Annotated in this window: 15 protein-coding genes; 4 read left to right on the top strand and 11 right to left on the bottom strand. The window is 53.5% G+C overall.

What is annotated here, in order from left to right:
• Nucleotides 1–193: 193 nt before the first annotated feature.
• The 4 genes from AB7M26_RS15590 to AB7M26_RS15575 all read left to right on the top strand — a co-directional run bounded on the left by AB7M26_RS15590 (nucleotide 194) and on the right by AB7M26_RS15575 (nucleotide 4,282).
• Nucleotides 194–922 carry a winged helix-turn-helix domain-containing protein gene (locus AB7M26_RS15590; RefSeq protein WP_123497665.1) on the top strand — a complete coding sequence of 243 codons (729 nt, stop codon included), beginning with the start codon at nucleotides 194–196 and terminating at the stop codon, nucleotides 920–922.
• An 11-nt stretch (nucleotides 923–933) separates the two neighbouring features.
• Nucleotides 934–1,689 carry an EAL domain-containing protein gene (locus AB7M26_RS15585; RefSeq protein WP_123497667.1) on the top strand — a complete coding sequence of 252 codons (756 nt, stop codon included), beginning with the start codon at nucleotides 934–936 and terminating at the stop codon, nucleotides 1,687–1,689.
• A 38-nt stretch (nucleotides 1,690–1,727) separates the two neighbouring features.
• The gene (locus tag AB7M26_RS15580; RefSeq protein ID WP_123497669.1) at nucleotides 1,728–2,396 is read left to right on the top strand and encodes a winged helix-turn-helix domain-containing protein; all 669 of its coding nucleotides are present in this window, start codon (nucleotides 1,728–1,730) and stop codon (nucleotides 2,394–2,396) included.
• Between the two features lie 491 nt (nucleotides 2,397–2,887).
• Nucleotides 2,888–4,282 (top strand): undecaprenyl-phosphate glucose phosphotransferase, encoded by a 1,395-nt coding sequence (locus AB7M26_RS15575; RefSeq protein WP_429379455.1) that lies wholly within the window; start codon nucleotides 2,888–2,890, stop codon nucleotides 4,280–4,282.
• 614 nt (nucleotides 4,283–4,896) lie between these two features.
• On the opposite strand, the gene AB7M26_RS15570 is transcribed toward AB7M26_RS15575, so the two are convergent.
• The 11 genes from AB7M26_RS15570 to AB7M26_RS15520 all read right to left on the bottom strand — a co-directional run bounded on the left by AB7M26_RS15570 (nucleotide 4,897) and on the right by AB7M26_RS15520 (nucleotide 15,486).
• A complete protein-coding gene (locus tag AB7M26_RS15570) occupies nucleotides 4,897–5,256 on the bottom strand; it encodes a VanZ family protein (RefSeq protein ID WP_429385113.1) in 360 nt (119 codons plus the stop codon).
• On the bottom strand, nucleotides 5,253–7,355 hold the full coding sequence (locus AB7M26_RS15565) for a YjbH domain-containing protein (RefSeq protein WP_429385111.1): 2,103 nt from the start codon (nucleotides 7,353–7,355) through the stop codon (nucleotides 5,253–5,255). The genes AB7M26_RS15570 and AB7M26_RS15565 overlap by 4 nt, the downstream gene beginning before the upstream one ends.
• Nucleotides 7,352–8,119, bottom strand: coding sequence for a capsule biosynthesis GfcC family protein (locus AB7M26_RS15560; protein WP_429385109.1), 768 nt, complete (start codon nucleotides 8,117–8,119; stop codon nucleotides 7,352–7,354). The genes AB7M26_RS15565 and AB7M26_RS15560 overlap by 4 nt, the downstream gene beginning before the upstream one ends.
• Nucleotides 8,116–8,775 (bottom strand): YjbF family lipoprotein, encoded by a 660-nt coding sequence (locus AB7M26_RS15555; protein ID WP_429385107.1) that lies wholly within the window; start codon nucleotides 8,773–8,775, stop codon nucleotides 8,116–8,118. The genes AB7M26_RS15560 and AB7M26_RS15555 overlap by 4 nt, the downstream gene beginning before the upstream one ends.
• Before the next feature lie 14 nt (nucleotides 8,776–8,789).
• Nucleotides 8,790–9,902: a polysaccharide biosynthesis/export family protein gene (locus AB7M26_RS15550; protein ID WP_429385105.1), complete on the bottom strand. Its 1,113-nt coding sequence runs from the start codon at nucleotides 9,900–9,902 to the stop codon at nucleotides 8,790–8,792.
• An 88-nt stretch (nucleotides 9,903–9,990) separates the two neighbouring features.
• Nucleotides 9,991–10,269, bottom strand: coding sequence for a hypothetical protein (locus AB7M26_RS15545; protein ID WP_429385103.1), 279 nt, complete (start codon nucleotides 10,267–10,269; stop codon nucleotides 9,991–9,993).
• A gap of 424 nt (nucleotides 10,270–10,693) precedes the next feature.
• Nucleotides 10,694–11,233, bottom strand: a complete 540-nt coding sequence (gene rfbC / locus AB7M26_RS15540) for a dTDP-4-dehydrorhamnose 3,5-epimerase (RefSeq protein ID WP_095053577.1) — start codon at nucleotides 11,231–11,233, stop codon at nucleotides 10,694–10,696.
• Nucleotides 11,230–12,108 (bottom strand): glucose-1-phosphate thymidylyltransferase RfbA, encoded by an 879-nt coding sequence (gene rfbA, locus AB7M26_RS15535; protein WP_429385101.1) that lies wholly within the window; start codon nucleotides 12,106–12,108, stop codon nucleotides 11,230–11,232. The genes rfbC and rfbA overlap by 4 nt, the downstream gene beginning before the upstream one ends.
• Nucleotides 12,109–12,153: 45 nt before the next feature.
• The gene (rfbB, locus tag AB7M26_RS15530) at nucleotides 12,154–13,221 is read right to left on the bottom strand and encodes a dTDP-glucose 4,6-dehydratase (RefSeq protein ID WP_429385099.1); all 1,068 of its coding nucleotides are present in this window, start codon (nucleotides 13,219–13,221) and stop codon (nucleotides 12,154–12,156) included.
• Nucleotides 13,218–14,348, bottom strand: a complete 1,131-nt coding sequence (locus tag AB7M26_RS15525) for a DUF1972 domain-containing protein (protein ID WP_429385097.1) — start codon at nucleotides 14,346–14,348, stop codon at nucleotides 13,218–13,220. The genes rfbB and AB7M26_RS15525 overlap by 4 nt, the downstream gene beginning before the upstream one ends.
• Nucleotides 14,349–14,385: 37 nt before the next feature.
• Nucleotides 14,386–15,486 (bottom strand): glycoside hydrolase family 99-like domain-containing protein, encoded by a 1,101-nt coding sequence (locus AB7M26_RS15520; RefSeq protein ID WP_429385095.1) that lies wholly within the window; start codon nucleotides 15,484–15,486, stop codon nucleotides 14,386–14,388.
• Between the last annotated feature and the right edge of the window lie 2 nt (nucleotides 15,487–15,488).

Below are 15,488 nucleotides of genomic sequence, written 5' to 3'. Positions count from 1 at the left end.
GGGCCACCAACTAATTCCGATCACAAACACCAATGGGCTTAAGCCTCGGCATTTGCCTATGTCATTGAATCAGCTAAAACTACAGGGCATGGAGTGACGTGTGTTCCAGACAGGAAATGTTATAAAAAGTCAGATAACGTCAGTATTTTGTGTATTAAGATTGCAACGCCAGCACATATGAGTAATTTGCACGATGAGTACTGAGAGCAAAATCGAAAATAGCCAGAGGGGTATTCTCGCTATTGGGCGCACTTGGCGCTCGACAGAGAAACTTCGCCAACTATTTGTACCTAATCTCACACATGTTTATACATTAGATTATCCAAACCCGCCAAACATGGATATCGAAACGCAAACACTCGATACCGTACTGATCGATATTGAAAGCCCCTCCATATTTAATGACTGCCTGGCACTGATCAAAAAGCTACGTACGAATCCGACAGAACTGGCCATTATCGTTGCAATCAACTATCGCTCTCCGCACGCTAAAATTGAATGTTACCTGGCTGGAGCCAATCACTGCATCAATGTACCTAACGATCAGGATGAAAAAGCCAGGTTACTCTCAGAACTGCTCGAAACCCCTGAATGGCAGCCGAGTATAAAGTTGACTCTGGACCAAACATGCCTGCACTTATACAACGATGAATACAAACTGGATCTGGCCTATCAGGAAATGAAAGCCCTGGATGCGCTTATCAACGCAGAAGGCAATATCCTGCACCATGATTGCATGGCCGAATCCATGGGTTTGAATATAAAACTCTACGACTCACGCGTCCTGGAGAAATCCATAAGCCGGCTTCGAAATAAAATCAAAAAACACTTTGGCATTAACATCATTCACAGTGTTCGTGGTTATGGTTATCGACTGCTTCGAGGGGTCGTCTCAGTCAATCAAACAAATTTTCACTCTTAAAGGACTAGGAAATGGAGCCCGGCAGGCAAGCTATAGCGCACGAAAACTTCGCATTGGTATTCTTCAGGCAATCGATTCTGAAACGAAACGATGAACTGTTCGGCAGCGAAATCTATGCCAAGGCGACCAAACAGGAGACACCTCTGAACAAGGGGTATCAACAACTGCATTCCGATCATCCTCTGGCGACTTATTACGAAGTCCTGACACGGATCCAATTGAATGCCCTCTCGCAGATTGAGGCCCTGCCTTCCCATTCCGCACCGGTACCGAACAAACTGTTCGTGACCATGAATCAATCTGCTTTATTGGATAAAGCGCTGATCAAGGAAATGAACGATGCTCAAGCGATACTCAAAAAGCATGAGCAACAGCTAATCCCCAGCATTAACAGCAGTTCGTTCCTGTCGTTCAACCTGAAAGAAAAAAGAACTATTATCAATCATATTCACTTATTGAAAGACAATGGTATCGAGATCGCTTTCGATGGCTATGATTTAAGCGACGACAGCACCGAAAAACTGATCAGCCTGGCCCTCTTCGATTACATAAAAGTGGACCTGACCAAATCCAATTTCGACATCATGGTCGAAAACAGCCAGGATTTTTTCAACAGGTCTTATGACTGCCTAAGCGGCATGATCCATGACAGCAAGATCAAATTCGTGGCGGACAGGGTGGAGCACAAAGCACTACACACACTGGCTCGCAGCATGCCCTTCGACTTTTTTCAGGGGAGGTACTACTCGCCGACTGAGCTCATTTAAGTTTTGAAAACTTCACCAGACTAGGAAGGAACCTTATTGTGAACACGCCGAATAACAGCTTTCTGATTTTCACCCGGGATCAACTGGCCCGACAAGCAATCGAATCGCTTCTCGCGCAACGCCTGTATTCATCTTTTGAAATCGAGTCAGGTAAACTCAGCAGCGAACGCATCCGAAAGAGTCGATTCACGCACATCCTGCTCGACCAGGCGGACATATCGCTAAGCGATGTCAGTTTCATCCGTAAAAATCAAAAAGATGCGGAAATCATCCTCATAACACCCAACTCTGAATCTTCAGAACTCAATCACTTCTCGCACTTCGGTGTTGATGGCTTTCTCAAGAAGCCGGTGGCTGACGAAGAGTTCATCTCGGCAGTCAGTCGGGTTAAAGAGTCCCAGGGCAATCCTGATATCTGGTGGTTTAACGCTGACGATCGAACACTGGCCAAAGAAGACATCACTATTCCATTGACCGGTACCGAATCGTTAATGCTCACCCAACTGGTACTCAGCGATCGACGTGTACTCAGCAAAAACGATCTTATTCTACGCATCGACAAAGACCCGGAACAATATAGCGGTCTTGAAATGTGCCTGAGCCGATTGCAGAAAAAGTTCAAGACGGCAGCCAATGGAGAACGGCTGATCCGCTCGGTTAGAAACCGTGGTTACTGCCTGGCACAGAGGATAAGAGTCGCCTACTGAGCGAAAGATCGCAAAAAACAATAACAATAAACGCGATTCTCCGCCCCACTTGATACACCACCCACACCCACCATCTGCCTCCTTGCACTGCATATCCTGACTATCGCCATAAACTCTCCTATGGCGCACGCTCCATTTTCCCCTCGCCTACCCGGCAAACGCTTTTCGAGTGCCGCAATTATATAGATGATTGAGCGATATCCTCCTAACAAAACAGCACGACCTTTTATAACAAGGCCTCTAAAAGAGTGGCCGTTATAATTCGTCAGACACCCACGAAGATTTAGGTACTAGTATAAAAACCTAACACTGAGACAACCGTATCAGCTGACTTTAAAACAAAGCCTGGATGGCCAGCCATAAGCCCCGTTATTCCCTTCTAATAATAAAAACATTTCCTGACTGACGCACTCGCTCAGCCTTTGTGCGTGGCTGCCATTTATTAACCGTCGACTGATACACAACGTGGCGCAGGCCCGAGGGACACCGCGATGGTACATAATCGTATTAATCGAAATAACATAACCAAAGGACTGACCTTCTGGGGGCAATGGATAATTGCCATCACTTCGGTCAATACATTGTTATTTGGTCTGGCGTTGTACCAGACAGGAGAAATCGACGCCCATTATCGTGTGCTTGCAGTACTCACGTTCCTCGGTTCGGTCCCTTCCTACTCCCTGCTGCTGGTCTATCACAAGCAGCATAGTTACCTCAGCGGCTTGGCGCGCCTGCTACTGGGATGGCTGCTGCTGCTGGCCGGACTGACCAGTATTGGTTTTTTCAGCAAGACCAGCGAATTGTTCTCCCGGGAAATCATCGTGGTCTGGGCCGCGGCCGGTTATTGCATTCAGGCCTTGCTGTACCTGCCATTGCACAGTTTTTCCAAGCACTACCAGCGGCAATTGCACAGCCAGTACAACACCCTGATTATCGGCACCGATCAACTGGCGGTGAATCTGGCAGACAAACTGACCAAAACCGAGTACCCGCCGCTGGTAGGCCTGATCAGCTCAAATCCAAACGAGCTGTCTACCCAGGTCAATGCCCACCGGGTTTTGGGCCCATTGCAGGAACTGCGTGAGCTGATCCAGGTGCACGACGTCCGGCGGCTGTACATCGCGCTGCCCTTGAGCGAAGCCAAACAGGTCGAGGCGCTGTACATCGACCTGCTCGACGCCAATGTCGATGTGGTCTGGGTTCCCGACCTGGGCAGCATGACGCTGCTCAATCACTCCATCAGCGAACTGGACGGCCTGCCTGCCATCCACCTCAATGAAAGCCCGCTGACCAGTTACCCGACAGCCGCGCTGAGCAAGACCTTGCTGGACAGAAGCCTCGCCGCCCTCGCGCTGATCGGCTTCAGCCCGCTGCTTTTGGTGATCGCCGCCGCCGTGAAGATTTCTTCCCCGGGCCCGATCATCTTCAAACAGGAACGGCACGGCTGGAACGGCAAGATCATCAAAGTCTGGAAGTTCCGCTCTATGCGCTTGCACGACGACCACCAGGTCCGCCAGGCCGGCCGTGAAGACCCACGCATTACTGCGGTCGGCCGCTTCATTCGACGCACCTCCATCGATGAACTGCCGCAGTTCTTCAACGTGCTGCAAGGCCATATGGCGCTGGTCGGGCCACGGCCACATGCGGTCGCCCATAACGACTACTACACCGGCAAGATCCAGGCTTACATGGCCCGCCATCGAATCAAACCGGGCATCACCGGGCTGGCCCAGATCAGCGGCTGCCGCGGCGAAACCGAGACCCTCGACAAGATGCAAAAGCGTGTGGAGATCGACCTCAACTACATCAACAACTGGTCGTTGTGGCTCGACATCAAGATCCTGATCAAGACCCCATTTACGCTGTTTTCCAAGGACATCTATTAACCGCTGCGATGTTCGTCCCCTTTCTATTCTTCAGCGTATTGCTGACAAGGTTGTAGTCTGGGGTAGTCAGGTTTCTGACTGCCCCAAACACCTCGCCCCCACCGCCTCATATCCCATTCCACGTTGATCCTTGCGTCCAGTCATCTGCCGGCCTGTAGCGTCGTTTCGTCGATGACAGTGCAGATGAAAGCATCCGCACCGCGTCCGACCTGCCAGTGCCTGGCCGGCAAGATAAACGCGGGGTATAAAATTGAACGGTGGGATGGGGCAATGCCAGTCAGTTACGCAATTTCAGTCGCGCACTCTTTTTGTAGCCGCTGGCGAAGGCTGCGTTCGGCTGCGTAGCCGTCTTAAAGCACAGAACGTGCGTTGCATCAGGCAGACCACATCAGCCGGACTCACGACTACTACCCAGCCTAACGCATGCTTCGCCCTGCTACAGATCGCATGATGGATTGACTGACTGGCATTAGCCGGATGGGATACTCATTGCCGAAAACGTCGAGCAGGTCGACCGTACTCGCGCCATCGGCAAGAGAGGTATTGCTGGAGGGGAATAGAGAGAGGATCTAGAGTGCAACATGCCGGGAGACTGCTTGGTACGTCGCGTCTTTTCAGCGCACCCAATACCTTGAAATCAATAACCCCATCAACACGCCGACAGTATTAGCCAGCATGTCGTAGGGCGAAGCCGTGCGCAGCGGCATCAAACCTTGCGCGGCCTCGATGAGTACACCGGTGAGCAAACACCCCACGGCGATCCAGTGAAATTTCACACTGGGAAAGGCCAGACGGCAGCTGCACGCAAATACCAGAAAGCCGATCAAGTGATGGAGCTTGTCCTCTTCGACGAACAGCTCCGGGATCGGCTGGGAGCGCAGCCCCGCGAACAGCAGAATCACGGTCACTGCGATAAAGACAAGACCCCGAAGCCAGAATGGCAACTCGACCAGCCCTTTGAGCCACATGATCATTCGGTAATTTTCTCGAAATTGTTGTAGAACAGGTCGCTGTCGCGTCCATCGGTCATGGTCTGCAGTGAGTAGGTGCGGCTCAGACGTGCACCGCCATCTCGGGTCAGCGGCGCCCAGACGATATTGGCCCGGCGCATGGTCGAGGTATTCAACAACTCGTCAAACGGGATGGAAACATAAATCCCTTTGTCGAAGCTGCCCTCGCCATATTCCTCTTTCGACGCACTGGTCAGCGTGACCCAGCCGCCAAACTTCACGCCATTCTTGAACTCCCGCGACAAATCCATGGTGGTGCCCCAGTCCCGCGCCAGATAACGCCCCACACTGACCGCTGCAAGCATGTCATAGGGCAACTGAGTATAGCTGGTGATATGCCCGGTCACGGTCTGGTAGTCACGCAGACCGAAGCCCTGATTGTAATCACGCTGACGCACAAAGTTCAGGTCAGCGCCCACCGACCAGCGTTTCCCCGTAGGTCGATACAGCACTTCGCTGCCGACCCCGGCATACATCGACTCCAGATAGCCGCCGTAGGCCATGCCGTACAAATCCCGATCCAGCTGCACCGCATGGTTGAACTGGAACGTCGGCATCATCACGTCGGAGGTGGTCATGTATTGGCGCAGATCAGTGCGTACTCTCGGCAGCCCGCTCGGCGCGTCGTAGGTGAACTTGTCGAAGTTGTTCAGCAGGTTGGCACTGAGCAAGCCGTTCCACCAGGTATTACGGGTGAAACGATACTCCGCGTCGGCATCGGCGGTGAACTGATAAAGCAGTCCGTCGGGGCCGCCGATGTTCTGTTTGTAGCCCAGGCCCAAGCCGTAGCTGAACGGTTCCAGCGCCTGGGTGTAGAGCGTGGTTTCCCGGTGCGCTGTCGCCGGATTGACCTCGGTCGTACGGTGCAGATCCTTCATCGGCAGGTCGTTGTTCACGACCGCGCGGAAGGTTTCCCGCGGCACGCTGGTTTCCTCAATGGACATGTCATAACGCTGGTTCACCAAGGTGAACCAGTCGATGTCCTGATTGACGCTGTTATCGAGAATCCGACTGGCTCGCCCAACGGCCTTGGCCGAATAGAAATAGCGGGACTGCTCGCCATACACCATCAGCTCCGAACCGCGCTGGGTGATGCGCTTTACTTTATAGCCGGCATTTTGCTGCAGCCGATCGGAAACATCAGCCCAGTTGACCTGGTCAGCCGGGGTCGACGGTGCCTGCGCTGGCAACGGCTCGGCGGGAGGGTCATACGTCTTGACCGGTGCTTTGCGGCTGACAAAGTTGGTGTGCAAGGTAATGCCGAACATCGCCGTATTGCCCCGCTCCCAGCCGGCACTTAGATCGATGCTGTCGGCCAGCTTGTAGACCACGCCGATGTTGATCGGCAGGTCTTGCTTGATCGAGTTGTCCAGCGGTTCATTCTTGTAATCGTTGCCCTCGTACTCGAGCTTCAGGCTCAGCGGTGCCCACGGCGTTTGATAGGCAACCCCGCCAAACAACGAAGGATGGCCCCTGAAGTAAGCGTTGGTGTTCACGTCCCCTGCCCTGGCGACAGCCGCCGTGCTCTCTGGCCGGTCGTTGAACTTGCTGCCGAAGACCGCCAGCGGGTTACTGAAATCCCCCCGATTACCCAGATAGCCCCAGGCAATGCCGAGGCTGAAATCCAGGTTTTCATAACGCTTGTTGGCGACAAAATATTCGCTGGAAAACAAGCCGGTACCGCCGATGTCCCGAGCGCCGACAGCGATCTGCGGCGCCCAGTGACTTTCTTCCCACAGCCGCGCCTTGACGTCGATGGCCTTGTCTTTGAAGCTCTGATCGCCGCTAAAATCCTCGGGACCATAATTGCGGTTGGTGATCGCCGTGTAACGAAACGAGCCTTCCAGCCAATCTAGCGGTTGCAACGAAAAACTGTAGCGCGAGTAAGGATCGGTACGACTCGCGGTAGCGCTCAATTCACCTGCGGGGGCCATGCGTGCGGTGGGGGTCTGTAGCAGACCGACGCCACCAAAATCACTCTGGGTGTAACGCGGCTCACCATGGGCCAATCCACAGGGCAGGAGCAATGCAGCAGCAAAACGTAACTTAAACGGGCACTTCAAGGAGCCACCTCAGCCAAGGGTTGGGTGGCGAGAAACTCGGCCAGTTGTTGATTGAGTTCAGGGGTCGGCGTCTCGAGGTCGTCACTCCTGATCGGTACCAGAATCCTGCTGCCGGGAGCGGCTACGACGCCCTCCTCACGATTCCATGCCGCCACGCCCACGCGCCGCACCTGACCATCGGGCTGGATCAGCCACAGATAGTCGCGCTCGGCGCCGTCGAGAATGGCGCAATCGCGCGCATAGGCACTCACTTCCTGCAGGGCACGGTAAGGCACCTGACAGGGCTGCACGACTGCCCCGAGAACCTCCACGGTAGAGGGGCGCATCGGGTAAATCAGACGGTCGCCGTCATCCAGCCGGGCATTGTGGGCAAACCCAACTTCCACGGCGATCGGGTCCAGCACCGCGACCTTGCGTCCGGTAACCGGCAGTCGCTCGATCTGTTCATACAGGCGCGCACTCAAATCCGCTCGCGCTACCCTGCCATCGAGCAAGGCACCCCGTTGCACCAGTTTCAGATCGAACAGTACGCCGGCCTTTAGCCGGGCCTGCTGATCCTCCAATGAACGATGCAGCCAGGCCGCCCCCAGCCAATAACTCTCGGCGTTGGGTTGGGCGTTGTGAATGGCATCCAGCAAACGTGCCCCAGGTTTGACATCAAAGTCGCCCGGGCTGCGCACATCACCGCTGACCGTGACGTCAGCGTGCCCCACGCCCGGGCCGATCAAGAGCAAGCCAAGCAATAGAAGGTTCGGACACTTCACCGGCCAGCTCCCCGATCAGGGCGCAACTGCACGATTTTGAGGAACAGCTGCGGCGTCAGATGCTGCTCGCTGCGCAGGATAAAACCGTCCTGGGGATCGACCCAGTAACGGTTGGTAGCGTGAAAATTCAGGGTGGGTGCATCCACCTGCTCGTCGATGCGCAGCAAGGCGTAATCCTTGTCCAGAATGCGGATGGTCTCGATGTCGTGGGTGCTGAAACGGCTGTTGACCGCGATGCCGATACGATTGCCGTCGTAGATGTCGATCCAGCGCGTGCTGACATAGCCGTTGGGTAAATGCTGAAGGCCGCGCTTGAACGGCGACTCATCATCGAAGCGAGTGCCATCCAGGGAAACACCCAGCCCAACGGTGCGCACCACCAGACCGTCGCGCATCATCAGTACTTGCTTGCCGGAAGCGACCCAGAACTGCAGATCGCCACGCCGGCGAGCCATGGCCATCACCCCCTCGCTGGAGGTGGTGGTGACCAGAATCTGCGGATACGGCACGGCGTCGACCTGAGCACGGGTCAAGTGGATGGAGGCAGGCCCCGTGATGGAAGCTCCAAGGGTGTCCCAGGAAGCCTTCATCAACGGATTACACCCGCACAGCAAGAGCGCCATCGTCAGACAGGCGCAGGTAGGCAAAATTTTCACGACGGGATTGAGCCTTATCTGCTGTTGGCTTCGCTGAGGTCATTGACCGAGCTGGCGCCGGTCCCGAGAACAGAGGCGGTAGGCAGAAGCTGGCTGATCAGACGGTTCCAGCGTGTCACGCCGGCCGGGCCAACGTAGACGATGTCTTGCGGCTGCAAATCGAAACGGGTGGCCAGCACCAGGGCCGAAGGGGATTCGGCATCGAGCTGGAATACTTTGGCCGGTTCGGTTTCCAGGTTATCCGCGCCGCGAATCACGTACACCGCGTTGCCATTGGAGGTGGTCTGGTTCAAGCCTCCTACAGTGCCCAGAGCATCGGTCAGATTGATCGATTTGCTCTTGAAGCTCAGCGCGCGAGGCTGGTTGACCTCACCCATGACATAGATTCGCTTTTGGTCGTTATAAGGCAAGTACAACCGGTCGCCACCCTTGAGGTAGACGCCCTGCAGCTGTGAGTCCTGGCGATTGAGGGTGTCCAGATCAAGCTTGTATTCGCGCCCGTCCCGGGTCAGCGTCAGGCCTGACAGATCTGCATTCGACGGATCCACACCGGCCGCACCCACGGCCTCTACTACACTCAGCGGGGTGGTAGTGATCGGCTGTTGGCCAGCTTTGAGTACCGCACCGGAAACCACCACGGTTTGGCTGGCGAAACGCAAAACGCTGACGTCAACCTGTGGGCTTTCGACAAATTGCGATAAACGCTCGGCGATATAGGCTCGCAGCTCTTCAATGGTTTTACCCGCGGCAGGAATATTACCGATGTAGGGATAAAACAGCGTGCCGTCCGGACGAACCAGTCGACCGTTGGCATCGATTTGCTGTTGCGGGCCAGAAGGCGCTGTCAACTCGGGGTGATCCCAGACCGTAATAAACAACAGGTCATTGGCGCCCACGCGATAACCGCCAGGCACATAGGACGACAATGCTGCGGGAACCGATTCGCGAACTTGCGTGGCGGCATCCATGGCAATCAATTTAGGCGTGATCGGAATAAGCTCCACCCGGCTACTTTCCGGAGAACCATCACTGACCATTTGACTGGTGTCCATGTGTTGACCAGGCGAAAACATACAGCCGTGCAAGCTGATGCTTGCCAGCATAACAACAGATAATCTACGGATCATAAATGGCACTACGCTAGTCGAGGGCAAATCTAAAACAAGATCACCCAGAGGACTCTGAGTGATCTTGAACAACACACTTCGCGGGGTATTAGTTGGTACCGGTCGTACCGCCAGTGCCGGTGGTGCCACCTGTGCCAGAGGTACCGCCATTGGAATTGCCACCGGAGTTTGAAGCAGCCGCCGCAACGCCAAGAACGGCCGCGCCGATCAGCACGGTTTCGGCGACCGTAACGCCCCCGACCAGCGGGGTATTCAAGGACAGCGGCTCGCTTACTGCTTCGCTCGCCGGTTTATTGGCGGGTTCATCCGCTGCCAATGCCGCGGTGCTCATGACAGCCAGCAAGCCGGCCGTAAGTAGCTTCTTCATATCAGACTCCTTCTCGACATCAAACTTTAATTAGATTTGATACTAAGGGACCGGGAATGGAACAGCAGAACGAATAAACCGGCCCATTGAACCAGCCAGTTCATACCATCGCCTCTGCTGAAGGATGTCATTTATAGGTACTACATGCCATACGCCAAACCTGGTCACCTCACGGGTAAAAGCATTTACAGAAGACAGTGACAATTGGAAATTGAGTGCATTTTCCAAGAATTTTCCAGCGAAACCCTGGTTTTTTTCACGAAAAACCCCGGATGCAACTCATTCCTGTTTTGCGCCAATTGTTATTATTAGTCAGGATTTTCACGGCATTCTGCCCGCAAGATTCCCGTGCGCCAGGAGCGTCATTATTAAATAACATCAGGTCATAAATAGTTAATGTTAATTATAGACAATGACGGGTCAGTCATTCCCCGTTCAACACCGCGCGCAAACGTGGATTGCGTTGGTCTTTTTCCGAAAGTTGGGGCGATTCTAAAGGCCAGGCAATGTCCAGCTCCGGATCATTCCAGAGCAACCCACCCTCGTCCTCGGGAAAATACAGGTCAGTGCATTTGTACTGAAAATCGGCGATATCGCTGAGCACGCAAAAGCCGTGGGCATAACCTGGCGGCACCCATAGCTGAAGATGGTTGTCGGCGGTCAACTTGACCCCCACATGTTCACCACACGTCGGGGATTCAGGATTGATGTCTACCACCACGTCATACACTGCCCCTTGGGTGACTCGCACCAACTTGCCCTGGGGCCGAGTCCGCTGGAAGTGCAAACCACGTAACACCCCATACTGCGAGCGCGAGTGATTGTCCTGGACGAAAGGCAAGTCGATGCCGGCGTCGCGATAACGCTGCTCATGATAGCTCTCGAGAAAGAACCCGCGAGCATCGCCAAACACCTTGGGCTCGATAATCAATACGCCGGGTAACCGGGTGTTGATGACATTCATTTCGCAGGCTCCGTCGTCAGCACCCGCGCCAGGTATTGGCCATAACCGGTTTTGTGCAGCGCGGTCGCTTGCTGATCCAGCTGCGCGGCCGACAACCACCCCTGGTGATAAGCCACTTCTTCAAGGCATGCCACTTTCAAGCCCTGCCGCGCTTCAATGGTCTGTACGAAATGCCCGGCCTCCATCAACGAATCATGGGTGCCGGTATCCAGCCAGGCAAAACCACGCCCCAGCACACTGACGTGCAGATCTCCGCGCTCCAGGTAGGCGTTGTTCACGTCCGTGATTTCGAGCTCGCCGCGGATCGAAGGTTTGACTTGCTTTGCAATGCTCACAACGTCTTTATCGTAGAAATACAAGCCGGTGACAGCATGGTCGGACTTCGGATGTTTTGGTTTCTCTTCGATCGAGATCGCCTTGCCGTTAACGTCGAACTCGACAACACCAAAACGCTCCGGATCACTGACTCGATAACCGAAGACGGTGGCACCGGTCTGTCGTTGCGATGCTTCGCGCAACAAGGCGCTGAAGCCATAACCGTAAAAGATGTTGTCGCCCAGAATCAGCGCCACATTACTGTCGCCGATAAAATCCTCGCCGATCAGAAAAGCCTGGGCCAGACCATCGGGAGAAGGTTGTTCGGCATAACTGAGTTCAATGCCGAAAGAAGAGCCATCACCCAACAGGTTCTGGAAGTTGGGCAAGTCCTGCGGCGTGGAAATAATCAATATCTCGCGAATGCCCGCCAGCATTAAAACCGACAGCGGATAATAAATCATCGGCTTGTCATAGACCGGAAGCAGCTGTTTGGATACACCACGAGTAATAGGATGCAAGCGAGTGCCGGAGCCGCCCGCCAGAATGATGCCTTTCATATGAGGATTCCCTTCAAAGTTTAATAGAGGCAGGGTTTGAATGGTTCAACCGATATGGCCAAGACGCTCCGGGCGGTACTCACCGTTAAGGACTCGTTGCCACCACTCTTGATTATCCAGATACCACTGAACCGTTTTGAGTAGGCCGCTTTCAAAGGTTTCCTGTGGTCGCCAACCGAGCTCACGCTCGATCTTGCTCGCATCAATGGCGTAACGACGGTCATGCCCGGGGCGGTCGGTAACGAAGGTGATCAGTTCCTTGTATGAGCCCAGCTCTTCATCGCGGGGGCGCAGCTCATCGAGCAGTTCGCAGATGGTTTCCACCACTTGCAGGTTGCGCTTCTCGTTGTGCCCGCCGATGTTGTAGGTTTCGCCCACGGTGCCGCGCGACACTACTTCGAACAGCGCTCGGGCATGGTCCTCGACAAACAGCCAGTCGCGGATCTGCGAGCCATCGCCATATACCGGCAGCGGCTTGCCGTGGATGGCATTGAGAATCACATGGGGGATCAGCTTCTCGGGGAAGTGGAAAGGCCCGTAATTGTTCGAGCAGTTGGTGACCAGCACCGGCAAGCCATACGTGCGGTGCCAGGCGCGCACCAAATGGTCGGAGCCAGCCTTGGATGCCGAGTATGGCGAACTCGGCTCGTAGGGCGTGGTTTCAGTGAACAGGTCGTCGGTGCCTTCCAGGTCACCATAGACTTCATCGGTGGAGATATGGTGGAAGCGAAAGCCCTGCTTCTGCTCCGCCGCCAGCCCCGACCAGTAGCGGCGGCTGGCCTCCAGCATGCTGTAGGTGCCAACGATGTTGGTCTGGATGAAATCCGATGGGCTGTCGATGGAACGATCCACGTGGGACTCGGCCGCCAGGTGCATCACCGCATCGGGCTGGAAACGCGCGAACAGTTCGTGCAACGCCGCCGTGTCGCAGATATCCACCTGCTGGAATTCATACCGGGGGCTGCCCGCCACCGACGCCAGGGACTCGGTATTGCCGGCGTAGGTGAGCTTGTCAATATTGAGCACACTCACGTCGGTGTTGTCGATCAGATGGCGAATGACGGCAGAGCCGATAAAACCGGCACCGCCGGTGACGATAATACGTTGGGTCACTTGCTGTACTCCTTGGGGTACCACTGGATCAGTAATTTTTCATATTGGGAAAGGATGTTTTCCCAAGTGAATTTTTCGTTGAAGCGGCGGGTGCTTTCTGCCTTCATCGCTGCGATCAAATGGTTGTGGTCGTCGCGCAAGTACTTCTCGAACAACTTGGCACAGTCGTGCTCGTCGTCGAAGTACACCGCCGCATCACCGGCGACCCAACGGTTGAAATGGTTGTTATGGGCAATCACCGAGCAGCCGGCGCCCAATGCCTCTACCAGCGAAGGGTTGGTGCCCCCGACCTGATGGCCATGGATGTAAAAGCGGCTGAAAAACCGCAGAGACTGGACCACCGCCGCCTCATAGATGGCGCCGGGGAAGATCACTTCCTCGCCAGCTGCGTCCATCACCCGCTTGTGGTACTCGTTCTTCTCTGGCGTGAAGTTGCCCAGCACCACCAACTTATGGTTACGGCGCTTGCTGCTAAAGGCCTTGACGACCTGCAGAAAGGAGTTCTCCGGCTCCGGCCGGGCGATAACCACGGAGAAACCATGGGGCTCCAGGCCAAAACCGGCCAGCACGGCCGGGTCTGCCTCGTTCACCCGGTCCCCGCCATAGGGGATCATGGTGATCTTCGAATCCTTGACCCGGGTGGCCAGGTGATCCTTGATTTTCGGATGATCGGCCACCAGGTGGTTGCCGAACCAACAACCTGCCCGCTCATTTAGCCAAAACCAGGTTTTGGCAATCAAACCCCACTTTTCGCGCTTCCATTCGATGCCATCCATATTGATGACATTAGTTTGGCCCTTTATGCGTTGAAGAATATTGAAGACAGCTGTGTTGTAACCGAGGGTCAAAAAAAGACCATCTTGGCCCAATGCGTGGATAGTGGCTTTCCAGTCGAAAATCATGGTTCCAGCGACCCCCGTATTAGCGGACGGGATATGTATTCGTTGAACGCTACGCCATTCGGTAGTGGAGATCCCGCCACTGCCTTTTTCTTGGCAATAAACGGTGACCTTCCAACCATTATCTGTTAGGTAAAGTGCGAGTTTCTCTGCGAAGGTTTCGAATCCGCCATGCTGAGCTGGAATACCTCGTATGCCCAATATATGAATTTTTTTATCAACCCCCATACACCCCCCTCCAATTAACGATATAAACAACAAACCTTCATTTTAAGAAATTTCTCCTTATCGCATCTAAATATTTAAACCTATACTTTTTCGTTGGCTCTATATACGACCCCTCGCCATACTCATTCCAACAACATATAATCACAGTATTGTGGGTTTTTTCTTTATTGGAACGAGCAGTAGTTATAGCTTCATGTATATGATGATCAAATTCGTCTGGCGTGCTGATAGAACTATCGTGCAGAGGATCAGCACTCCCACCCCACGGTCTTCGATCCCAACCGGAGGTAGCTGGCACAAGGTACGGCAGAGGCGAATTTTTAATCATCCAGCTCCAATTTTCCTGATAAGCATCAGACAACTCAGTATAAGAACGAGACTGCTTGTATAAGCTCTGCTTTAAAACAGGAGCAGATTGGTAGTTATAAGCAGTTAACGCATCATAAGTTGCACTAGGTAATATTTTCTTAACAACGTTATCGATGGGCGCCGTATTGGCTATAAAATATATACCCTTAAATCCTTCATTTCTTGCCTGTTGGCGGGCTCGAGCTAGCAAACTTTTGGTACTTTCTCCAAATTGTTTTGCGTGTTTTTCAAGAGACTCTGGTGAAAAAATTACTACGACCGGCTCACTATTGATTTTTTTATAATTACTATTGACAAAATAGTTTTTCAGCCAATATGAGACAACCTCATCAAACTGTCTTAAACTTGATGGTGTATCAGTGTGATTTGCCCATAAGATCGCAAAATCAATATCTGTTGTTTTGCTGTGCTCTATAAACGAATCAATGGCGTGGTTTAGAGTCACCCCATTTTTCGGGACCCAATACCAGTCATATACTACGAAATCAATGTGATTGTTTTTCATCCACATTAACTGCTTAGAAGTTACATTTTTTGATCCATCCTTATACCAGCCAAGCAGTGGTTCTTTATCAGGGAACTTTTTTATTAAATCCCATGGCGGACGCTTGATCAATGGAGCTTCCTGCTTCCAGCCTGGAAAATAATACACGCCTATACTGGTAGCATCTTCACCAAAGCAACTGTTGAGCAAAATAAAAAAGATCGCGGCAGTGCGAAAAAACTGTTTCGCAAAAAAACCAACAGCCCTTGCACCCAAACTTTTCATAG

It is taken from the genome of Pseudomonas sp. F-14 TE3482 (assembly GCF_053629455.1).
The sequence above is the reverse complement of the archived record's forward strand: the minus strand, read 5'-3'. Positions and strand labels throughout refer to the sequence as shown.